The organism is Stenotrophomonas sp. 71799_Sma, from assembly GCF_056482505.1.
Map to the genome: position 1 here is coordinate 3,644,903 of NZ_CM151202.1, position 21,917 is coordinate 3,666,819.

General features: G+C 64.9%; 22 protein-coding genes. 8 read left to right on the forward strand and 14 right to left on the reverse strand.

Features of this window, described 5'->3' with window-relative positions; all coding sequences use genetic code 11:
* Nucleotides 1–275 precede the first annotated feature (275 nt).
* Nucleotides 276–3,029, forward strand: coding sequence for a TonB-dependent receptor plug domain-containing protein (locus tag ACZK4Z_RS16965; protein ID WP_049401415.1), 2,754 nt, complete (start codon nt 276–278; stop codon nt 3,027–3,029).
* A gap of 150 nt (nt 3,030–3,179) precedes the next feature.
* Here ACZK4Z_RS16965 and ACZK4Z_RS16970 read toward each other — a convergent pair whose 3' ends face one another.
* Nucleotides 3,180–3,782 carry a TetR/AcrR family transcriptional regulator gene (locus ACZK4Z_RS16970; RefSeq protein WP_006464233.1) on the reverse strand — a complete coding sequence of 201 codons (603 nt, stop codon included), beginning with the start codon at nt 3,780–3,782 and terminating at the stop codon, nt 3,180–3,182.
* Between the two features lie 141 nt (nt 3,783–3,923).
* Between ACZK4Z_RS16970 and ACZK4Z_RS16975 the strand changes: the two genes are divergently transcribed.
* The 4 genes from ACZK4Z_RS16975 to ACZK4Z_RS16990 all read left to right on the forward strand — a co-directional run bounded on the left by ACZK4Z_RS16975 (nt 3,924) and on the right by ACZK4Z_RS16990 (nt 8,281).
* Nucleotides 3,924–4,841: an alpha/beta fold hydrolase gene (locus ACZK4Z_RS16975; protein WP_032130065.1), complete on the forward strand. Its 918-nt coding sequence runs from the start codon at nt 3,924–3,926 to the stop codon at nt 4,839–4,841.
* Nucleotides 4,838–7,315 carry an acyl-CoA dehydrogenase gene (locus ACZK4Z_RS16980; RefSeq protein ID WP_478450936.1) on the forward strand — a complete coding sequence of 826 codons (2,478 nt, stop codon included), beginning with the start codon at nt 4,838–4,840 and terminating at the stop codon, nt 7,313–7,315. The genes ACZK4Z_RS16975 and ACZK4Z_RS16980 overlap by 4 nt, the downstream gene beginning before the upstream one ends.
* 75 nt (nt 7,316–7,390) lie before the next feature.
* A complete protein-coding gene (locus ACZK4Z_RS16985) occupies nt 7,391–7,870 on the forward strand; it encodes a hotdog fold domain-containing protein (protein ID WP_478450937.1) in 480 nt (159 codons plus the stop codon).
* A 6-nt stretch (nt 7,871–7,876) separates the two neighbouring features.
* The gene (locus tag ACZK4Z_RS16990; protein WP_049420963.1) at nt 7,877–8,281 is read left to right on the forward strand and encodes a hypothetical protein; all 405 of its coding nucleotides are present in this window, start codon (nt 7,877–7,879) and stop codon (nt 8,279–8,281) included.
* 29 nt (nt 8,282–8,310) lie between these two features.
* On the opposite strand, the gene ACZK4Z_RS16995 is transcribed toward ACZK4Z_RS16990, so the two are convergent.
* Together ACZK4Z_RS16995 and ACZK4Z_RS17000 are read right to left on the reverse strand one after the other, a co-directional pair.
* Nucleotides 8,311–8,658, reverse strand: coding sequence for a DUF1304 domain-containing protein (locus ACZK4Z_RS16995; RefSeq protein ID WP_277778651.1), 348 nt, complete (start codon nt 8,656–8,658; stop codon nt 8,311–8,313).
* Between the two features lie 77 nt (nt 8,659–8,735).
* Nucleotides 8,736–10,064 (reverse strand): NTP/NDP exchange transporter, encoded by a 1,329-nt coding sequence (locus ACZK4Z_RS17000; RefSeq protein ID WP_478450938.1) that lies wholly within the window; start codon nt 10,062–10,064, stop codon nt 8,736–8,738.
* Between the two features lie 285 nt (nt 10,065–10,349).
* Here ACZK4Z_RS17000 and ACZK4Z_RS17005 point away from each other — a divergent pair, with 285 nt between their 5' ends.
* Entirely contained in the window at nt 10,350–11,747 is a 1,398-nt protein-coding gene (locus ACZK4Z_RS17005) for a serine hydrolase domain-containing protein (RefSeq protein ID WP_032130059.1), read from the forward strand.
* 131 nt (nt 11,748–11,878) lie between these two features.
* Here the strand turns inward: ACZK4Z_RS17005 and ACZK4Z_RS17010 are convergent, their stop codons facing one another.
* Nucleotides 11,879–12,637, reverse strand: a complete 759-nt coding sequence (locus tag ACZK4Z_RS17010) for an SDR family NAD(P)-dependent oxidoreductase (protein ID WP_478451552.1) — start codon at nt 12,635–12,637, stop codon at nt 11,879–11,881.
* A 114-nt stretch (nt 12,638–12,751) separates the two neighbouring features.
* On the opposite strand from ACZK4Z_RS17010, the gene ACZK4Z_RS17015 reads away from it, so the two are divergent.
* On the forward strand, nt 12,752–13,645 hold the full coding sequence (locus ACZK4Z_RS17015; RefSeq protein ID WP_049422154.1) for a LysR family transcriptional regulator: 894 nt from the start codon (nt 12,752–12,754) through the stop codon (nt 13,643–13,645).
* A gap of 119 nt (nt 13,646–13,764) precedes the next feature.
* On the opposite strand, the gene ACZK4Z_RS17020 is transcribed toward ACZK4Z_RS17015, so the two are convergent.
* Nucleotides 13,765–14,283 (reverse strand): hypothetical protein, encoded by a 519-nt coding sequence (locus ACZK4Z_RS17020; protein WP_478450939.1) that lies wholly within the window; start codon nt 14,281–14,283, stop codon nt 13,765–13,767.
* A gap of 183 nt (nt 14,284–14,466) precedes the next feature.
* On the opposite strand from ACZK4Z_RS17020, the gene ACZK4Z_RS17025 reads away from it, so the two are divergent.
* A complete protein-coding gene (locus ACZK4Z_RS17025; RefSeq protein ID WP_478450940.1) occupies nt 14,467–14,766 on the forward strand; it encodes a hypothetical protein in 300 nt (99 codons plus the stop codon).
* A gap of 292 nt (nt 14,767–15,058) precedes the next feature.
* Here ACZK4Z_RS17025 and gcvH read toward each other — a convergent pair whose 3' ends face one another.
* From gcvH to nudE, 9 genes are all read right to left on the reverse strand, one after another.
* Nucleotides 15,059–15,454, reverse strand: a complete 396-nt coding sequence (gcvH, locus tag ACZK4Z_RS17030; RefSeq protein ID WP_005410701.1) for a glycine cleavage system protein GcvH — start codon at nt 15,452–15,454, stop codon at nt 15,059–15,061.
* A gap of 93 nt (nt 15,455–15,547) precedes the next feature.
* Entirely contained in the window at nt 15,548–16,660 is a 1,113-nt protein-coding gene (gene gcvT, locus ACZK4Z_RS17035; RefSeq protein ID WP_253145504.1) for a glycine cleavage system aminomethyltransferase GcvT, read from the reverse strand.
* Nucleotides 16,661–17,148: 488 nt separating this feature from the next.
* Entirely contained in the window at nt 17,149–17,583 is a 435-nt protein-coding gene (locus ACZK4Z_RS17040; protein WP_121504657.1) for an NfeD family protein, read from the reverse strand.
* Between the two features lies 1 nt (nt 17,584).
* Nucleotides 17,585–18,544 (reverse strand): SPFH domain-containing protein, encoded by a 960-nt coding sequence (locus tag ACZK4Z_RS17045; protein ID WP_005410704.1) that lies wholly within the window; start codon nt 18,542–18,544, stop codon nt 17,585–17,587.
* A 66-nt stretch (nt 18,545–18,610) separates the two neighbouring features.
* Complete coding sequence (locus tag ACZK4Z_RS17050) at nt 18,611–18,913, reverse strand: Mpo1-like protein (RefSeq protein WP_049422150.1); 303 nt, start codon at nt 18,911–18,913, stop codon at nt 18,611–18,613.
* A gap of 385 nt (nt 18,914–19,298) precedes the next feature.
* Nucleotides 19,299–19,628, reverse strand: a complete 330-nt coding sequence (locus ACZK4Z_RS17055; protein WP_032130110.1) for a YnfA family protein — start codon at nt 19,626–19,628, stop codon at nt 19,299–19,301.
* Nucleotides 19,625–20,464, reverse strand: a complete 840-nt coding sequence (gene mazG / locus ACZK4Z_RS17060) for a nucleoside triphosphate pyrophosphohydrolase (protein ID WP_478450941.1) — start codon at nt 20,462–20,464, stop codon at nt 19,625–19,627. The genes ACZK4Z_RS17055 and mazG overlap by 4 nt, the downstream gene beginning before the upstream one ends.
* Before the next feature lie 13 nt (nt 20,465–20,477).
* A complete protein-coding gene (cysQ, locus tag ACZK4Z_RS17065) occupies nt 20,478–21,281 on the reverse strand; it encodes a 3'(2'),5'-bisphosphate nucleotidase CysQ (RefSeq protein WP_049400405.1) in 804 nt (267 codons plus the stop codon).
* Nucleotides 21,278–21,841, reverse strand: a complete 564-nt coding sequence (gene nudE, locus ACZK4Z_RS17070) for an ADP compounds hydrolase NudE (protein WP_010482713.1) — start codon at nt 21,839–21,841, stop codon at nt 21,278–21,280. Before nudE ends, cysQ begins: the two co-directional genes overlap by 4 nt.
* Between the last annotated feature and the right edge of the window lie 76 nt (nt 21,842–21,917).

Sequence of the window (21,917 nt, forward strand, 5' to 3'; positions counted from 1 at the left end):
CCGCGCAATTCACGTCGACACACTGCGATACACATCAACGGAAACTTTTTTCGTCACTTTGCGCTAACAAACGAGACGGATTGATGTCACCTGCGATTCAACCCCTTGATTTCGTGCATCAATTTTCATTTTTACCAAAATCATAGACTTGATTAACGCAGCTTTAATTCTTGGCGAGCGCCCGCTACTATCGACTCAGCCTCGCGATTTGGGAGCGCTTTTCGCTCCCCCGCCGGGCATTAACCCAGCCAAGATTTCTTGGAGAGAGAGAGCCAATGAATTTCCAGTCCAACAAGCTGCGCGATGCCGTTCTGGTCGCGCTCGTTGCCGGTGTGGCGTCCACTGCCACCGCCCAGGCCCAGGAAGCGACCAACCTTGACCGCATCTCGGTCACCGGTTCGCGCATCAAGAGCACCGACATCGAAACCTCGCAGCCGGTCCTGAGCCTGACCCGCGCCGACATCGACAAGCAGGGCGTGACTTCGGTCGCCGACATCCTGCAGCGCGTTGCCGCCAACGGTGCCGCCCTGAACCGTACCTACAACAACGGCGGTGACGGTTCTGCCGGCGTAAGCCTGCGCAACCTGGGTTCCGAGCGCACCCTGGTACTGGTCAATGGCCGTCGCTGGACCACCGGCCTGGATGGCAGCGTCGACCTGAACACCATCCCGACCGCGATGATCGAGCGCATCGACATCCTGAAGGACGGCGCATCGACCATCTACGGTTCGGACGCGATCGCCGGCGTGGTGAACATCATCACCAAGCAGAACTTCGATGGCGCGGAAGCCAACTTCTACAAGGGCCAGTACAGCGCCGGTGACGGCGACCGCGAAGCGGCCGACTTCACTCTGGGCACCACCACTGACCGCGCTTCGCTGGTGCTGGGCGTCTCCTACGTCAACGAAAAGGCCGTGATGGCCGGCGATCGCAAGATCTCCGCCGGTGGCCCGCCGTTCTTCAGCGGCCAGAGCAGCACCGGTATTCCGGGTTCGTATCTGCGTAACGACGAGCGTTACATCATCCTCAACGGCGTGGAAACGCCGTTCGATCCCAATGTTCACGGCTACAACACCGCGCCGGACAACTACCTGCTGACCCCCAACGAGCGCACCTCGCTGTTCGCGGTGGGTTCTTACAACGTTACCGACAACATCACCTTCCGCACCGAGGCGATGTACAACGAACGCAAGTCCGAACAGCTGCTGGCTGCCATGCCGGTCACCGGCCAGCGCCTCAGCGCGGGCAGCATGTACAATCCGTACGGCGTTGACCTGACTGGCGTCGCGCGCCGCTTCAACGAAACCGGTGGACGTTCGTTCAACCAGAACGTCAAGAACTGGCACTTCTACGGTGGTTTCGAGGGCTTCTTCGAATTCGCCGACCGCAATTTCGACTGGGATGTCGGCTACCGCTACGACAAGACCGACCAGAACGATCTGACCTACGGTCTGTTCAACAAGCAGCGTCTGGCCGAGGCATATGGTCCCTCGGCGATCCGCGATGGCAAGGCAGTGTGCCTCAACTCCGCTGGCGCAATCATTCCGGGCTGCGCCCCGATCAATCCGCTGGGTGGGATGGGTTCGATCTCGCAGGAGGCACTGGATTACACCTCGTTCACCGCGCATGACTCCGCCAGCCTGGTGTCCAAGGGTTATTACGCCAACATCTCCGGCGAAATCGTGCAGCTGCCGGCGGGTGCATTGGGCTTCGCAGCTGGTTACGAATATCGCAAGGAAACCGGTCAGTTCGATCCGGACGCCTTCATCGCCTCTGGCCTGAGCACCGGCAACGGAGCATCGCCCACCAAGGGTAGCTATGACCTGGACGAGTTCTTCCTGGAACTGTCGATCCCGGTGCTGGCTGACCTGCCGGGCGCCAAGCTGCTCGACTTCAGCGCGGCAACCCGCTACTCGAAGTACAGCAACTTCGGCAACACCACCAACAACAAGTTCGGTTTCCGCTGGAAGCCGATCGACGACCTGATGGTGCGTGGTAACTACTCGGAAGGCTTCCGCGCCCCGAGCATCAACAACCTGTATCGCGGTGATGCTGACTCGTTCGAGAGCTACATCGATCCGTGCTCCTCAACGTCTGGTCGCCGTACCGGCGCTATCGCGGCACAATGTGCGGCAGAGGGCGTGCCGATCGGCTTCGTTCAGCCGGGCGCTGGTAGTGGTGCGAAGCAGACTCCTGAGCCGTTCACCTGGCAGGCCAACCCGAACCTGAAGCCGGAAACCTCGACCAGCAAGACGCTGGGCCTGGTGTGGAGCCCGAGCTTCGTGCAGGGTCTGAACGTGACCCTGGACTGGTGGCAGATCAAGATCGAGGACGCCATCACCCGTCCGGCCATCCAGGACATCATGGATCGTTGCTATGGCGGCACCGCGCAGGAGCAGGCAGCCAACTGCGGCCTGATCACGCGTGACCCGAACTACGGCAGCACCAACCAGCGTTACACCATCACCAACGTCAACATGCCGCTGCAGAACCTGGCGTCGTACAAGGTGGAAGGTTGGGATCTGGGCATCCTGTACAAGTTGCCGGAAACTTCGATCGGCCAGTTCACCATCACTCTGGACGGCACCTACCTGTCCAAGTGGGATACCAAGTCGACTCAGGATGCTCCGATCGAGGGTCGCCAGGGACGCTATCTCGACCAGGATCCGTACTGGCGCATCCGTTCCAATCTGTATGTGGACTGGTCCTACGGGGACTTCGGGGTCAACTACGGCATTCGTTACAAGTCCGGCATGACCGAACCGTGCCCGTTTGATCCAGTCAAGGAACCGGAAACCTTCGCATACTGCTCTGATGGCGCGAAGGGAACGAACCACATTGGTGCCACGACCTACCACGACATCCAGTTCCGCTACAACACGCCGTGGAAGGGCACCATCATGGTCGGCCTGAACAACGCGTGGGACAAGAGCCCGCCGGTTTCGTACTACACCTCGTACAACATGTTCGACCCGCAGTACGACCTGCCGGGCCGCTACATGTACATGCAGTACAAGCAGAAGTTCTGATCGATCCACTGATCAGCTGATGCAGCAACGGCCCCGCAAGGGGCCGTTGTTCTTTGTGCCTCCGGCAATACGTGGATGGCACGCAAGGATGGCACGCAAGAAAAAAGCCGCGGCAATGCCGCGGCTTTCTCGTGACCAGTACGGCAATCTTCAACCGTTCGGAATCAGCGTCTCGATGAGATGCTCGACATAGGCCTCGAAATCCTCGCGCGCCTGCTTGGGCTGCTGCAGCTGCAGGGACAGCTGCAGGAAGCCGACATAGGCCGCGTAGGCCAGGCGTGCGCGGTGGCGCGCATCGGTCGAGCTGAGCCCTGCCTGGCGGAACGAGGCGATCAGATAGTCGAGGCGGCGCTGCGACACGCGGTCGATCACCGGACGCACCATCGGATGGTCCAATGCCTTCAGCAGCTCGCTGTAGATGATGTGCGGCTGCACTTCATGCGCCACCATCTGGAACAGCTGGCGCAGGCGCACGCGCGGGTCCGGTACGTCTTCCAGGCTGCCGAACACCTGTTCCTGTTCGAACAGTTCCCAGCGTTCCAGCGCGGCCTGCAGCAAGGCGTCACGCGAGGGGAAATGCCAATAGAAACTGCCCTTGGTCACGCCGAGGCGCCGCGCCAGCGGTTCCACCGCAACGGCGCCTACGCCTTGTTCAGCAATCAGGTCGAGGGCCGCCTGGGCCCAGTCTTCGGCACTCAGGCGGCTGTTGCGGCCGGCGCGCGGTTCGCCGGCGGAAGCGTCAGGTTGATTCATGGGCTGATTTAACCATACGCCGGGGTTCGTTGCAGTACGCCGTTGCGGGCGAAACCGTCAAAGGGCTCTCCCGCAGGGCTGCCGCACCGCACCATACGATGCAGTATTGACTTCCCTCACAAGCGATCCATACTAGCAAGTATGGTTACGTCCCCTACTCCCGCTGCGTTCCATGACCTGCACCTGGAGGCGGCCCATGGTGCCCGCCTCGCCGCCACTGCCAGCGACCACGGTCGTCGTGGCCGGGTGCTGTTCGCGCACGGTTTCGGCCAGACCCGTCACGCTTGGAATGCCACCGCGCGTGCCCTGTCTGCAGCCGGCCTGCAGACGCTGGCTTATGACGCACGTGGTCACGGCGATTCGGACTGGAATGCCGCCGACCTGCCCTATCACGGCGAACAGTTCGCCGATGACCTGATCGTGCTGGCTGGCGAACAGCCGCGCCCGCCGGTGCTGGTTGCGGCCTCGATGGGGGGCCTGTTCGGCCTGCTGGCCGAGTCGCGCTGGCCGGGCCTGTTCTCGGCGATGGTGCTGGTCGACATCACCCCGCGCTGGGATACCGCCGGTGTCGAGCGCATCCTCGCCTTCATGACCGCCCATCCCGACGGATTCGCCTCGCTGAGCCAGGCCGCCGACGTGATCTCGGCCTACATGCCGCACCGTCCGCGCAAATCCGAGCAGTCGCTGCGCGCGCTGCTGCGCGAAGACGGTCACGGCCGCTGGCGCTGGCACTGGGATCCGCGCCTGGTGGCCGAACTGGCCCGCGACAGCGAACAGCACCAGGACGCACTGGCCGAAGCCGCGCGCCAGGTAAAGTGCCCGCTGCTGCTGGTCAGCGGCGGTCGCAGCGACCTGGTCACGCCGCAGACCGTGGCCGAATTCCTGGCGTTGGCGCCGCACGCGCGTCATGTACAGCTGCCGCAGGCCACGCACATGGTCGCCGGCGATGACAACGACGCCTTTACCGCTACTGTGTTGGACTATCTGGACGTGTTGCCCGCAGCAGACGCTGCGGCTTCGTCCGCCACAAACGAGCACGTCACCGGAGCACGCTCATGAGCATCGTTCTTCCCTTCCTCGCCCTGCTGCTGGCAGGCGCGTTCGTCGCCTACCACCGCATGCGGCTGGTTACCTGGACGCTGATCAGCGTGGCCCTGCTGGCCGCCTGCTGGTTCATTCCGTACGTCAACCAGACCGCCACGATCGTCGCAGCCGCTGTATTGGCCGTCATCGCCGTGCCGCTGCTGCTGCCGTTCATCCGCAAGCCGCTGCTGACCGGCCCGATGATGAAGGTGTTCCGCAAGGTGCTGCCGCCACTGTCGCAGACCGAGCGCATCGCGCTGGAAACCGGCTCGGTCGGTTTCGAGGGTGAACTGTTCACCGGTGATCCGGACTGGAACATCCTGCTCAACTATCCCAAGCCGCAGCTGACCGCCGAAGAACAGGCCTTCCTCGATGGCCCGGTGGAAGAGCTGTGCACCATGGTCAACGACTGGGAAATCACCCACGTCCACGCCGACCTGCCGCCGGAACTGTGGGCCTTCATCAAGAAGAACAAGTTCTTCGGCATGATCATCCCGAAGGAGTACGGCGGCCTGGGCTTCTCTGCGCTGGCCCACCACAAGGTGATCCAGAAGCTGGCGTCGGTGTCTTCGGTGGTCAGCTCCACCGTCGGCGTGCCCAACTCGCTGGGCCCGGGTGAACTGCTGGTGCATTACGGCACCCAGGAACAGAAGGACCAGTACCTGCCCCGCCTGGCCGATGGCCGCGAAGTGCCCTGCTTCGGCCTGACCGGTCCGTTCGCCGGTTCCGACGCCACCTCGATTCCCGATTACGGCATCGTCTGCAAGGGCGAGTGGAACGGCGAGCAGGTGCTCGGTGTCAAGCTGACCTTCGACAAGCGCTACATCACCCTGGCCCCGGTTGCCTCGCTGATCGGCCTGGCCTTCCGCATGTACGATCCGGATGGCCTGATCGGCGATACCCGCGACATCGGCATCACCCTGGGCCTGCTGCCGCGCGACACCGCCGGTGTTGAAATCGGCCGCCGCCACTTCCCGCTGAACTCGACGTTCCAGAACGGTCCGATCCGCGGCAAGGACGTGTTCATTCCGCTGACCCAGCTGATCGGTGGCGCTGCCATGGCCGGCAAGGGCTGGAACATGCTCAACGAGTGCCTGGCCGTGGGTCGCTCGATCACCCTGCCGTCCACCGCCAGCGGCGGTGCCAAGGCCGGTGCCGCGGTGACCGGCGCCTATGCGCGCATCCGCAAGCAGTTCGGCCTGTCGGTCGGCCGCTTCGAAGGTGTGGAAGAAGCGCTGGCCCGCATCGGCGGCAAGGCCTACAAGATCAGTGCGCTGTCGCAGGCCACCGCCGCGGCGGTTGACCGTGGTGACGTGCCGTCGGTGCCGTCGGCGATCGCCAAGTACCACTGCACCAACATGAGCCGCGAAGTGATCTCGGACATGATGGACGTGATCGGCGGCAAGGGCATCATCCTGGGGCCGCGCAACTTCGCCGGCCGCAGCTGGCAGGCCGCGCCGATCGCGATCACCGTGGAAGGCGCCAACATCATGACCCGCAGCCTGCTGATCTTCGGCCAGGGTGCGATCCTCTGCCACCCGTGGGTGCTGAAGGAAATGAAGGCTGCGCAGGATCCGGATACCCGTGCCGGTCTGCAGGAGTTCGATCGCAGCCTGTTCGGCCACATCCGCTATGGCCTCTCCAATGCCGTGCGTTCGTTCTGGTTCGGCCTGACCGGTGCACGCTTCGGTGCTGCCCCGGGTGACGCCTACACCCGCCGCTACTTCCGCAAGCTGGACCGTTACTCGGCCAACCTGGCGCTGATGGCCGACATCTCGATGATGACCCTCGGCGGCAAGCTGAAGTTCAAGGAATCGCTGTCCGGCCGCCTGGGCGATGTGCTGAGCCACGTCTACATGACCAGCGCCATGCTCAAGCGCTACCACGACGAAGGCGCACCGCAGGCCGACCAGCCGCTGCTGGCCTGGGCCTTCCACGACAGCGTGCACAAGATCGAAGAATCGCTGTCGGCCGCGCTGCGCAACTTCCCGATCCGTCCGATCGGTTGGCTGATGTGGGCGTTGATCTTCCCGCTGGGCCGTCGTGCCGAGGCCCCCGGCGACCGCCTGAGCCGCCGTGTTGCCGCTCTGCTGATGGCGCCGAACGAAGCCCGCGACCGTCTGGCCAGCGGCGTGTTCCTGACCCCGTGCGAGAACAACCCGGGCGGCCGTATCAACAGCTACCTGAGCAAGGCGATCATGGCCGAGCCGGTGGAGCGCAAGTTCCTGAAGGCGCTGAAGAGCAAGGGCATCGAAGCGCTGGACTTCAAGAGCCAGCTGGACGAGGCCGTGGCCGAAGGCGTGATCACCCAGGACGAGCGCAGCCTGCTGGAAGAACTGCGTACGCTGACCCTGGACACCATCACCGTGGACGACTTCGACACCCACGAACTGCGCGCGGCCAGCTACTACGACTGCCAGCACAAGGACCCGCATTCGCAGGCGGCCTGATCGCCCGCGACACGCGTTGCCACGACGGCGGGCCTCGGCCCGCCGTCGCTTTATCCGCCGACCGGAACATCAACCATGTCCACGCCCCTGCTCTCGCTTTACCACCGCCTGCAGCGCTGGCCTGCCGGCAACTGGCTGTTCTCACGCGCGGTGTGCTTCAAGGCACCCTACTTCGCCAGCATCTCGCCCACCATTACCGCACTGGAGCCAGGCCGCTGCGAAGGCGTGATCCGCCAGCACCGCCGCATCAACAACCACATCGGCACGGTACATGCGATCGCGATGTGCAACCTGGCCGAGCTGGTCGGCGGGGTGATGGTGGACGCCAGCCTGCCGGCAGACATGCGCTGGATCCCCAAGGGCATGGAAGTGAAATACCAGGCCAAGGCCTTGGGCACGTTGAAGGCCGTGGCGACGCCCATGTTGTCCATCGTCAGTGCTGCGGACGGCTACGACCTGCCCGTGAAGGTCAGCGTGACCGATGCGGCAGGGACCGAGGTGTTCCATGCGACCATCGCGATGTGGGTATCGCCGCGCCCTCCGCGTATAGGCTGATCAACCATGACGACCGCTGAACTGCTTGTGCGCCTGGCAGGCATTCACAGCCTGGGGTTTGCCGCCTTCCATCTGGCGTTCTGGCGGCTGTTCGGCTGGAAACGCGAGCTCGCCCAGCTCGGCACGGTCAACCGCGCGATCATGCAGATCCTCAATCTGCGCGTGATCTATGTGTTCCTGGGAATGGGGCTGATCGCGCTGATCTTTGCCCCGGACCTGGTCGACACTCGTCTGGGGTTGGTCCTGCTGGGTTTCATGGCGGTGTTCTGGGTGGGCCGCACACTTGAGCAATTCATTTTCCTGCGCATCAACGACTGGCGCGTACACCTGCTGACGGGCCTGTTCGTGCTGGGTGCGGCGCTGCATGCCGTGCCAATGTGGCTAGGCTTCATGCGCGCCATCAGCCGCTGAGCGGCGGCGCCTGCCAGCACGCGCCCACGTCAGAGCGCTCGCGACACCAGCGCCAGAATGGCCGGTACGGCCTGGATCATGAAAATGCGCCGGCTCACGCTGTACGCGCCATAGCACCCGGCCACCACCACGCAGGCCAGCGAGAACGTCACCAGCACCGGCTGACCGATCACCAGCCCCACCACGATGCCCGCCGCCAGAAAGCCGTTGTACAGGCCCTGGTTGGCCGCCAGCACGCGCGTGGTCTCTGCCTTCTCGGGCGTGTTGCGGAAGGTCTTCAGGCCCAGCGGGCGCGTCCACAGGAACATTTCCAGGACCAGGAAATAGACGTGCAGCAGGGCGACCAGCAGGGTCAGGGCGAGTGCGATCCAGTACATGGGCGGTTCCTTGGATAGATGGATGGGGTGATGGGGTCAGAGCCTCTCCGTGGGAGAGGGAGCCGACCCCGCGCGGCTCAGCGGTCGCGCGGCAGCTTCTTTTCTTCGCGCAGCACACCGAATGCGGCGGCGGTCATGCACGCGGCAACCACCACGCCGCCGATGAACACCACGTGTGAACCAAACAGCGACAAGCCCTTGTGCACCCACGCAAAGCTCAGGTCCGCGCCGCGGTACACCACGGTATCGATGGCCGCACCGGCCTTGTAGCGCCACTGCCGGTCCACGCGGGTATAGATGGTTTCGCGTGCCGGCTTGGCCAATGCGAACTCGCTGGCGCGGGTCATCACCTGCACCACTGCGACCATCAACGGCATGGGTGAAGCGGCAAGCACCGAAAAGCCGATCAGGATCGCAAAACCAGGGATCAACAGGGCCGGCGCGATACCGTGGCGCGACAGCAGCCAGCGGGTCAGGCCGAGCTGCATCAGCAGCGCCAGTGCGTTCACCGCCAGGTCGATACGCGAGAAGAAGGCCGTGGCAGCGCCTGCATCGTTGAACGCCGCACGCACGATGCTGGCCTGCTGGTTGTACAGCAGGGTGCCCACGCCCACACCGAACACCACCATGATCGCCAGCCAGCGCAGCAACGGCTCACGCACGATCAGTTTCAGACCGTCCAGCACGCTGCCCCCCATCGGCTGCTCGCCGGATACCAGCTGCTGCTCCTGCTCACGCAGCACCGCCCAGTGCCGTAGTCGCCAGATGCTCAACAAGCAGATGGCGAGGAATCCGGCCGAGACCAGCATCAGGTTGGCGATGCCCACACGCTGCACCAGGGCACCGGTGATGATCGGCCCGAGAATGGCACCGATGGTGCCGGCCGCGCCGATGTAACCGTAGAAGGCTCGTGCCTGCGCGTTGGAAAACACATCGGCCATGAAGCTCCAGAACACCGCCACCGCGAACAGGTTGAAGACGGTGATCCAGAAAAAGAACGCCATGCCGCGGCCCGGCACACCGCTGTCGAACAGTACGTAGAAACCCAGCAAGGTGACGATGAAGAACCCATACACCGCCGGCAGGAACACCCGCCGTGGGAAGCGGCTGACCAGCCAGCCGTACACCGGCTGCAGCACCAGCATGATCACGAACACGCAGGAGAACAGGAACTGCAGGACGAAATCCTTCAGCGCGATGCCATGACTGGCGAACCAGGCGATCAGCATCGGCGGGAACACCGTTTCCAGGTCGGCCGAGGCGGCCATCGCCTCCCGCACCGGGCGCAGCACGTAGTAGCCGCTGAGCAGGCAGAAGAAGTACAGGAACGACCACCACAGCGCCGGCGACTCACGCAGTGCCGCCGTCAGCCCACGCAACGGCCCCTTGCCCTTCACCGCGCTCACGCGGTGTCCCTCGCCAGAAGACGGCGGTTGGACAGCGGCATGGCAGGCTCCGGGGCGGTGAAGCGCGTACGTTAGCCAATGCACTGCAACATCGCCAGCAGCAGCCTCGCAGAAGGCCGCAACGCAGTGTCACGGCCCCGCCCGGACGACACGTTCCGACACATGCTTTCGGGGCGTCAAAATTCCAACTTTTTCAACGAGATGCGCATTCATCTTCGCTTTGTTTGTGCACAAGGGAAAAGCGGCGCTAGAATCGCCATCAGCAGTCGCGCACGGGTCTCCACGATGAAAAAGAACAGCCTGCGTCGTCCGATCCGTTCGGCGGCCACCGGTTTGCTGGGCATGTTGATGCCCGTTGCCTTGTCCACCACCGCGCAGACCCCGCCGCCATTACCGCCGATGCCGGCCAACATCGAATCCGCCGCCACCGCCGTCGCCCACACCCAGCCCGCCGCTTACCGCACCGGCCTGGTGCCGCAGGTGCAGCTGCCGGCGGCCGGTTTCAACGTGGCCAACATCGAATCGATGGCGCAGCAGCTCACCTATGGCGAGCGTGTGCCCGGCATGGCCGTGGCCATCGTGCAGGGTGGCCGCGTACTCAGCGCGCGTGGTTATGGCGTTACCGATGTCAACAACCCGCTGCCGGTCGACGCCCACACCGTGTTCCGCCTGGCATCGCTGTCCAAGGCCTTCGCCGGCACCATGGCCGGACTGCTGGTCAACGATGGCACGCTGCGCTGGGACAGCAAGGTCACCGACTATGTGCCGGGCTTCCGCCTGAACTCTCCGGAAGCGACCGATCGCCTGACCGTGGCCGACGTGCTCAGCCACCGCGTCGGCCTGCCGTACAACGCCTACGACCGCGACATCGAAGGCAACGCCGAGTACTACGCACTCACCCAGAAGCTGGCCAATACCAGCCTGAAGTGCCTGCCGGGCGACTGCTACGCCTACCAGAACGTGGCCTTCAGCCTGATCGGCGACGTGGTCTATGCCGCCTCGGGGAGCTTCTACGAGCAGTCGGTCGAGCGCCGCATCTTCAAGCCGCTGGGCATGAACGATGCCAGCCTCGGCCTGGCCGGCATCCAGGCCAGCTCGCGCTGGGCGCGTCCGCACGTGCGCAGCCGCAATGGCTGGGTGTCGCTGACACCGAAGCCGACCTACTACCGCGTCGCCCCGGCCGCCGGCGTCAACGCCAGCGCCAGCGACATGGCGCAGTGGCTGCTGGCCCACACCGGCCATCGCCCGGACGTGCTGCCGGCACCGCTGCTGGCCACCCTGCATTCGAGCCTGATCAACACCCCGGGCGAAATGCGTTCGGGCTGGCGCCGCGAGCGCCTGCATTCGGCCGGCTACGCACTGGGCTGGCGCACCTTCGACTACGCCGGCCACGATGTGGTGTTCCATGCCGGTGCCGTGCAGGGCTATCGCGGCCTGGTCGCGCTGGTGCCGGAACGCGATCTCGGCATCGCCATCATGTGGAACGGCGAAAGCGGCCTGCCCAGCGGCCTGCTGCCGACGGTGCTCGATTCCGCGCTCGGCCTGCCGACGCAGCGCTGGCTGGACGTGGACACCGACTTCGGCAGTGACAACCTGATGGCCGAAGGCGCGAGCCCGGCGCAGCAGGACAAGCGCAAGGGCAAGGGTGCTTCGAGCAACCGTGCGGTGGCCTCGCCGCGCTGAGTTGGCGGGCTTCACCGTGTGTGCGAAGGGCGGCCTGCGGGTCGCCCTTTTTGTTGGCAGTCGTAGAGTCGAGCCGTGCTCGACTGTTCGGGCAAAGCAGTCGAGCATGGCTCGACTCTACAAACGGAAGGCTAATGCGCGAAGTAGTGCATGCCGCCATCCACCGGAATCACCGCGCCGGTGATGTAGCCGGCCAAGGGCGAGGCAAGAAAGGCCACCAGCGGCGCCACCTCCTCCGGATCACCAAAACGCCCGATCGGAATGTTGCGTTCGATGAACTCACGCCGGCTTTCCTCGGTGGGATGCAGGCGGTCCCGGATCTGAGCACTGTTGATGCGTCCCGGCGCGATTGCATTGACCGTGATGCCCTGTGAGGCCAGCGCCGACGACAGCCCTTTGCTCCACAGATGCAACGCCGCCTTCGCCGCCGTGGCAGCATTCACCGCGCGCGGTTCCATTGAACCGCTGAGGTTGATCACCCGCCCCCAGCCCTGCGCCTGCATCGCCGGCAGCAGTGCCTGGGTCAGGCGTCGTGCCGAAGAGAAGTTCAAGGCCATGGCTTCCTCCCAGACATCGTCCCCCGCATCCACCGTGGTCGGCCGGCCTCCTCCAGCCGCATTGACGAGGATGTCGACACGCGTCAGTGCCGCCGAGGCTGCATCCGCAATGTGGCGTACCTGCTCCGCATCGGTGAGGTCGCCCAGCAGGACGATCGGTGTCGGCGCGCCTGCAGATTCGATCTCCGCCGCCAGTGCATACAGCGGCTCGGCACGCCGTGCACTGATCGCAATGCGTACTCCCTGTGCCGCCAGCAGCCTGGCCACACCGGCACCGATGCCACTGCCCGCCCCGGTGACCAGCGCGGTACGCCCTTCAAGCCCCAGATCCACGATGTTCTCCCAATCCACCAGCCGGTACATCCGGCCCGTGCAGTACATGCTGTTTGATCACCCCTGATTGATAAACTCCGCGCAGGTTTCAGCATTCAACACCCGGGGTGTCAGATGAATCTGCTGGAGAGCATGCAGGTCTACGTGCTGATCGTGGACAAGGGCAGCCTCAGCGCTGCGGCGGCGGCGATGGATATCTCGGCGACGATGGCCGGCAAGCACCTGCGTGCGCTGGAAGCACGGCTGGGGATGCAGCTGTTGAGCCGTACCACCCGGCGCCAGCACATGACGCCCTTCGGCGAGGACTACTACACCCGCTGCCGGGAGATCCTGCGGCTGGTGGAAGAAACGGACGCACAGGCGCAGCACCAGCAGCTGGCACCGGCAGGCACGTTGCGCATCAGTGCGCCGGTGATCTTCGGCACGCACGCACTGGTACCGGCACTGGCCGAATACATGGCGCGCCATCCGGATGTCCGGGTCGAAGTCACGCTGAGCGACCGCGTTGTCGACCTCGCCGAGGAGGGTTTCGAAGCGGCGCTGCGCATCGGCACGCTGGCCGACAGCAGCATGCTGGTGGCGCGTGCGCTGGCACCGTATCGCTTGATGATGTGCGCATCGCCGGCGTACCTGGCCAGGCATGGCACGCCTCGCAGCCTGCAGGACCTCGCCCTGCATCAGTGCCTGTCCTTCGAACCGAGCGCACTCGCACAGTGGCTGCAGGCCGATGCTGGCGAACTCGAGCGTGTGCCTGGCGGCCGGCTGCAGATCAACAACGGCGAAGCGCTGCGCACGGCAGCGCTGCATGGGCTGGGCATCGTGCTGCAGTCGGCACTGCTGCTGGCTGCCGACATCGACACCGGACGCCTGGTGCAGCTGTTCCCTGAGTTCGGCCAGACCGGTCGGCCGATGCACGTGGTCTACGCCCACGATCGCTACCACTCGACCCGCCTGCGCAGCTTCCTGGACTTCCTGGTGGAGCGCTTTCCACCGGCGCCGCACCGCTAGCGTCGACCGTCAGAAAAGCAGTCGAGCACGGCTCGCCCCTGCAAACGGCCCATAAAAAAACCCCCTCCCCGCTGGGCAGTCAGGGAAGGGGGTTTCAGGATGCGGCTATCGGGAAGTACTTAGATCAGCGGCGCCGGGGTTGCCGGCAGAGCGACCGGAGCAGCCTTCTTCTTGCGGGCGGCCGGCTTGCGCTTGGCAACCTTCTTCGCTGCCTTCTTCGGGGCAGCCTTCTTGCTCGCCTTCTTCGCGGTCTTCTTTACTGCCTTCTTGGCGGTCTTCTTGACGGCCTTCTTGGCAGTGGCCTTCTTCGCGACCTTCTTGGCCGGCTTGCGGGCCGTTGCCTTCTTGGCAGTCTTCTTGGTGGCCTTCTTGGCTACCTTCTTGACGGCCTTCTTCGCGGTCTTCTTGACGGCCTTCTTGGCAGTGGACTTCTTGGCTACCTTCTTCGCCGCCTTCTTCACTGCCTTCTTCGCAGTGGTCTTCTTGGCGACCTTCTTCGCAGCCTTCTTCACTGCCTTCTTGGCGGTCGCCTTCTTCGCGACCTTCTTCACTGCCTTCTTGGCAGCGGCCTTCTTCGCGACCTTCTTCACCGCTTTCTTGGCGGCGGGCTTCTTCTTCGCAGCTTTCTTGGTTGCCATGGGATGGCTCCTCGTCAGTGATAGGGAGTTGAAACGCCCAGGTGGATCAAACCCGCGGATGCTGCGTGCGGGGACCGCCGGCGCGTCAGGCGCGCCGTTACGGATGCGGCAATGCCCGCCTCGATCGGCGGAGCGGACATCGGAACGGGAGTTGCCTTGCATTTCTCCGGGGGAAGCGGGGCCATGTCCACCGTCATCAGGGTCGCGGTGGTCTTGAAGGGGCTGCTTCGCATCGGACGATTGATTCTGCGCACTCGGTTGGGCAGGCAAGGTCTGCTGAGGCGAAACCTAATCACGGTTTTTTTTACTGTCAACAACCCCCGCGAAAAATTTTCACATCCGCGCCATCCCGGACGCCGCCCTCGCCACCGCCGTGCGCGCCCTGCAACGACCATTGAAGCGGCGCGCACGCGCGCCGCATACGACGAAGTCGATGCGCTCTCTGAACAAAAAGCACTTGAAATAAGCACTCTGCGCAGATAGGCACATGTTCCGGACAACAGCGCACGTGCATCGCCGATGGTCACCCGCACCGTCGCCGACGCCAGCACAACGGGGCCGCAACGGGGGGCGAAAAGTTTTCACATTCGATCGCTTCGGCGCGGGGCGGAAACGCGGATTTGCGCAAAACTGCGCACGCTGATCGGCACCGTTCGTCTGTCGGCTGATGCCACGCCGAGGGTGCAGAGCGAACCCGCCGTCATGAGTCCGACGCACTCGCCAAAACAAAAACGGCCACCCGAAGGTGGCCGTTCCAGAACCCGGAAGTGACGACTCAGTGGTCGTCGTTTTCCAGGGCTTCGGCATACGCGTCCGGATCCAGCAGTTCGTTGACCTCTTCAGCGTTGGTCAGTTCGACCACGAACATCCAGCCTTCGCCGTAGGCATCTTCATTGATGGTTTCCGGCTTGTCGGACAGCGCCGAGTTGACCTCGACGACCTTGCCGCTGATCGGGCTGTAGACGTCCGAGGCGGCCTTCACCGACTCGACAACGGCGATCTGCTCGCCAGCCTTTGCGTCGGCGCCGACTTCCGGCAGTTCGACGTAGACCAGGTCACCCAGCAGGCCCTGGGCGTGGTCGGAAATACCGACGGTGACACGGCCATTGCCTTCGACACGGGCCCACTCATGGGACTTGAGGAACTTGAGGTCGCCGGGGATCTCGCTCATGGGACTGCTCCAGAGATATGCAGGGGTGGAAAAAACGGGGCTAGTGTAACCAACCGGCCGCCACTGCTGTCAGTGACGATCGGCAGTTTCGGATCAGGCGTCGGCGAGCACGCCGGGCTGGGCCTGGCCTTCGCGCACGAACGGGAACTTGACCACGCGCACCGGCACCTGCCGGCCACGGATGTCGACGGTGACCTCGCCGAGTTCACCGGCCGGTACACGGGCGAAGGCGATGCCCTTGGCCAGGGTCGGCGAGAAGGTGCCGGACAGGATCTCGCCCTGGCCGCCGGCGGTGGTCACCGCCTGACCATGGCGCAGCACGCCCTTCTCGTCCATCACCAGACCGATCATCTGGCGGGCGGTGCCGGCAGCCTTCTGCGCTTCCAGCACCTCGCGGCCGATGAAGTCGCGGCCTTCGTCCAGCGACACGGTCCAGGCCAGCGCCGCTTCGTACGGGCTGATCTCTTCGTCCATGTCCTGGCCGTACAGGTTCATGCCGGCTTCCAGGCGCAGCGTGTCGCGTGCGCCGAGGCCCGCCGGCTTCACGCCCGCCGCCAGCAGGCGGTTCCAGAACGCGACCACGGCATCCTGCGGCAGCAGGATTTCGAAGCCGTCTTCGCCGGTGTAACCGGTACGGGCGACAAACAGTTCGACGCCGTCATCGGACTGCACCTGCAGGGCGGCGAAACGGCCCAGCTTGGCCAGCGCTGCGCGATCGCTTTCGCGGGCCAGGCCGATGACGATCTCGCGCGCCTGCGGGCCCTGCACGGCGAGGATGGCCAGGTCCGGGCGCTGCTCGACGGTGACGCCGAACGGTGCAGCCTGCTCGCGCAGCCAAGCCAGGTCCTTCTCGCGGGTGGAGGCATTGACCACCATGCGGAAGAAATCGTCGCCCAGGTAGTAGACGATCAGGTCGTCGATGACGCCGCCGCGCGGATTCAGCATGCACGAGTACAGCGCCTTGCCGGTCACCTTCAGCTTGTCGACCGAGTTGGCCAGCAGGCGGCGCAGGAACGGCTTGACCTGATCACCGCGCAGGTCGACCACAGTCATGTGGCTGACGTCGAACACACCCGACTCGCGACGAACGAGGTGGTGCTCGTCGAGCTGCGAGCCGTAGTGGATGGGCATGTCCCAACCCCCGAAATCGACCATCTTGGCGCCAAGGGCGCGGTGGGTATCGTTGAGCAGCGTCTTCTGGGTCATGACCGGGTCCGGCAGCAGAGGAAACAAGAATCCCCATTATCCCAGATCGGTCGCCCGCAGGTCGCGCCGCAGCGCAGCGGGGTGTTTGGCCGGCCTGCGGCCGGCGCCGCTTTCTACAGCTGGAGCGCAAAGCCTGAGTTCATCGGCTCTGGATTGACTCGGCCTGGGCGGGTCGGAGCGAGTGCTTTTGCTCTTTGCTCTTCTTCTTTTTCCGTGGGCTGGACGCGCACGGAAACTGTCGGGGGCCGGGCGGGTTGGGTTCGCGGGACCGTTGGCGCCATGGATGGCGCCATCGAGCCCCCATGGGTGAGGGCGCTTTGCTTGCGAAGCACTGCTTCGCAAGCGACCGAACGCGCAGCCGCCAGCGGCTGGGCCGGACCGCGGAGCGGGGTCTACGGCGTGTCCCGCGAACCCAACCCGCCCGACCCAGACACATGAACCACCTTCCGCGACCACCCACGAGGGGCTCCGCCGTTGGCTGGGAACCCCTAGGCCACCGCTTCGACCAGCAGCGTGCTGCCCTGCACCGCCACCACCCGTACCAGGCTGCCGGCCTGCAGATCCGGTCCACTCACCTGCCAGGACGCATCGTCAATGCTGACCCGTCCCTGGCCACCGACGATGGCCTGCTGCAGTACCACCTCCCGGCCGACCAGCTGCTCGGCACGGCGGTTGAGCAACGGCGCATCGCTGGGCCGTGCCCGCGGCCTCCCCCAGCGCCGGTAGCACTGGATCGAGACCACACTCAGCAGGACGAAGGCGATCACCTGCCACAACAGTGGAATGTCGCTGAACACCGCAACCAGTACGAACACTGCCGCCGCGCCAATGCCGATCCACAGCATGAACGCACCCGGCGCCAGCGCTTCGGCAGCGAACAGCAGCAGCGCCAGCGCGCCCCAACCGACGACTTCCCAGCGCATGTCAGCCTCCGAGCGGCGGCGGCCGCTTGCCGGCGGCCTTGTTGTCCTGGCTGGCCAGCGCCTGCTTCGCCAGTTCGGCCACGCCCGCGATCGAACCGATCACGCCACTGGCCTCCATCGGCATCAGCACCAGCTTCTGGTTCGGCGAACTGGCCAGCTCCTTGAACGCTTCCACGTACTTCTGGGCGACAAAGTAGTTGATCGCCTGCACGTCACCCTCGGCAATCGCCGCCGACACCACCTTGGTCGCCATCGCTTCGGCCTCGGCCAGGCGCTCGCGCGCCTCGGCATCGCGGAACGCGGCTTCGCGGCGGCCTTCGGCTTCCAGCACGGTGGCCTGCTTCTCGCCATCGGCGCGCAGGATCTCCGACTGCCGTGAACCCTCTGCCTCGAGGATCTGCGCGCGCTTTTCGCGCTCGGCCTTCATCTGCCGCGCCATCGCATCCAGCAGATCGCGCGGCGGCTGGATGTCGCGGATCTCGATGCGGTTGACCTTCACGCCCCAGGGATTGGTGGCATGGTCGACCACGCTCAGCAGCTGGGCATTGATCACCTCGCGCTGGCTGAGCGATTCATCCAGATCCATCGAACCGATCACGGTACGGATGTTGGTCTGCACCAGGGCGATCATCGCCACTTCCAGGTTGGCCACCTCATAGGCGGCCTTGGCGGCATCCAGTACCTGGAAGAACACCACGCCGTCCACGCGCACGGCGGCGTTGTCCTTGGTGATCACTTCCTGGCTGGGCACGTCCAGCACCTGCTCCATCATGTTCACCTTGCGCCCCACCCCGTACACGATCGGGATCAGGAAATGCAGGCCGGGGGTCATGGTGTGCGTGTAGCGCCCGAAGCGCTCGACGGTCCACTCGTAGCCCTGGGGCACCATCCGTACTGCCTTGAACAGGATGACCACGGCCACGAAGGCCAGTACCACGGTAAAGAACATGGTCGGGAACATCTTGCTTTCCTTATCTATGACGTCCAGGCCCCAGCATAGCGCGTGAAGGCCACATTCACAGCGGAGCTACCAAGGCACGCGCCCGCGCAGGATGTCGGCGAACATCACCCAGTCGCCCATGAACGAGTACAGCGGGTGCTGGAAGGTGGCCGGGCGGTTCTTCTCGAAGAAGAAATGGCCGACCCAGGCGAAGCTGTAACCGCAGAACAGGGCGGCCAGCAACAGCACCGGCTGCCCGCGCAGGATCGCTGCAACGACCAGCAGCAGCACGCCGCAGCTGCCGACGAAGTGCAGCCGGCGCGATACCGGGTGGCGGTGCTCGCTGAGATAGAACGGATAGAACTCGCGGAAGCTGGCGAAGCGGGACATATGCGTGCTCCGGGGGCCGTGGTCACCGCCATCATGCGCCTTCCTGGGAGGGAAAGCGGCCTGGACGGCGTGGCCGATTCTGACAAGGCAGTGCATGAGCCGGTGGCGCTGCCTTTGTAGCGTCGAGCCATGCTCGACTGGCCCTCCCAGTTGCAGTCGAGCATGGCTCGACTCTACATAAGAGCGGAAGCCGTCGAGCATGGCTCGACGCTACAAAAGCCGAAGCGGTCGAGCATGGCTCGACGCTACAAAAGCCGAAGCGGTCGAGCATGGCTCGACGCTACAAAAGCCGAAGCGGTCGAGCATGGCTCGACGCTACAAAAGCCGAAGCGGTCGAGCATGGCTCGACGCTACAAAAGCCGAAGCGGCCGAACATGGCTCGACGCTACACCGGGGGCGTGCGCGGCCCGAACATGATCACCGCCATGCCGGCCAGGCACAGGGCTGCGCCGAACAGGTCCCAGCGGCTGGGGCGGATGCCATCGACCAGCCACAGCCAGAACAGCGCGGTGCCGATGTAGACACCACCGTAGGCCGCATAGACCCGGCCACTGGCGGTCGGGTGCAGGGTCAGCAGCCAGGCGAACAGGGCCAGGCTGGCGGCAGCCGGCAGCAGCAGCCACACGCTGCCACCCTTGCGCAGCCACAACCACGGCAGGTAGCAGCCGACAATTTCGGCCAGCGCGGTCAGCAGGAACAGCGCGAGCGTCTTCACGCCTTCTCCGCCGCCTTGGCGTGCTGCCACAGTGCTTCCTGCGCATCCAGGTCCATCGACGCCAGCGCTCCACCCTGGGCGTCAGCCTGCGCTTCCATCGCACGGAAGCGGCGTTCGAACTTGTGGTTGGCCCCGCGCAGCGCCGCACCCAGATCGATATCGGCGTGGCGCGCCAGGTTGGCGCAGACGAACAGCAGGTCGCCCAGCTCTTCCTGCAGGCGCGCCTTGTTGCCGGCGATGTCGCCACGCTCGAACTCCTCGCGCAACTCCTGCAGTTCCTCCGCCGCCTTGTCCAGCACCGGCAACGGGCCCGGCCAGTCGAAACCGACCTTGGCCGCGCGCGACTGCAGCTTCACCGCTCGCTGCCATTCGGGCAGGCCACGCGAGATGCCGGCCAGCGCGGAAGTGTCCTGCTCTCCTTTGGCGACTCGCTCGGCGCGCTTGATCGCATCCCAGTTACGCATCACCCCGTCGGCGTCATCGACGCTGACATCGGCGAACACGTGCGGGTGGCGGCGCTGCATCTTGTCGCTGATCGCGCGCGCGACCTCGGCGAAGGCGAAGGCACCCTGCTCCTCGGCCATGCGCGCATGGAACACCACCTGCAGCAGCAGGTCGCCCAGCTCATCGCAGAGATCATCGAGGTCGCCCCGATCGATGGCATCGGCCACCTCGTAGGCTTCCTCAATGGTGTACGGCGCGATGGTCGCGAAGTTCTGTTCCAGGTCCCAGGGGCAGCCGCCCTGCGGATCGCGCAGGCGCGCCATGATCGCCAGCAGGCGTTCCAGTTCATTGCTGGCTGCACTGCCGGCGATGGGGGTGTCATGCGCGCTCATGCGGCCTCCAGGGTCAGTCGGACAACCAGTCGCGCCACGGCAGGCTGGTGTCACCAAGGGCAATGAAATCGCCGTTCAACAGGGTCTCGCGGCGGTTGTAGCGGAACGGCTTGCCGGTCGCTGCCGACAGTACCGCACCGCCGGCGGCGTGCAGTACGCACTGGCCGGCGGCGGTATCCCATTCGGAGGTCGGGCCCAGACGCGGATAGACATCCAGGCCACCTTCGGCGATCCGGCAGAATTTCAGCGACGAGCCCTGCGCGATGGTCTCGATGCGCCCCATCCTCGCCAGCAGCGCCTCGGTTTCCGGTGAGCGGTGCGAGCGGCTGGCGGCAACCCGCAGCGGTGCGGTGGCCGGCGTGCGGGTGCGCAGCACGGTGTCGTGCAGGCCCTGGCGACGGTATGCCAGCTCACCACGCATGGCATGCCAGACGATGCCGGTGACCGGCGCCAGCACCACGCCGAAGGCCGGCGCGCCCTGGTAGATCAATGCGATGTTGACGCTGAACTCGCCGTTGCGCTTGACGAACTCACGGGTGCCATCGAGCGGATCGACCAGCCAGTAGGCGCCCCAGTGGCGGCGCTGCTCCCAGGGTACCTGCGCCGATTCCTCGGACAGGATCGGCAGATCCGGGGTCAGCTGCTGCAGGCCCTGTTCGATGACCTGGTTGGCGGCCAGGTCGGCGGCGGTGACCGGGCTGTTGTCGTCCTTGAGCTGCACGTCGAAGCCATCGGCATAGACCTGCATGATGGCCTGTCCGGCTTCCTGGGCAATGGCGATGGCGGTCTCGCGCAGGTCCGTGGTCAGTTTGATCATCGCAATCCCTGCAGCCACTGGCGGGCAATGAACAGCGCCGCCAGCGAGCGTCCCTCGGAGAAGTCCTCGCGCAGCATCAGCTGGTCCAACTCGGCCAGCTTCCACGGGACGACTTCCAGCTCTTCCGGCTCGTCGCCGGCCAGCTTTTCCGGGTACAGGTCGCGCGCCACCACCAGCCACGACTGGTGGCTCATGTAGGTCGGGGCCAGGGTCATCGCGCGCAGCACATCCACCCGGCGCGCGCCGTAACCGGCCTCTTCCTTCAGTTCGCGGTCGGCGGCCTGCTCGGGGGTCTCGCCGGCATCGATCCGGCCCTTGACCAGGCCCAGTTCGTAGCGGTGCATGCCGGCGGCGTATTCACGTACCAGCAGCACGGTTTCGTCGTCGAGCATCGGCACCACCACCACCGCGCCATGCCCCCGGCTGACCAGCCGCTCGAAGCGGCGGCGTTCGCCGTTGGAGAACTCCAGGTCCAGGTGCTGGCGCTGGAAGGGACCGTTCTCCTCATCGGTGATCCGATGGATGATCGGCAAGCGACGGCCGGCACGGTCATCGTTCATGCGGAATCTCCGCGGCGGCCGGCGCCTGCGCCGGGGCCGATAGAATGTGCAGGCAGCAACATGTTCATGAGCCCGA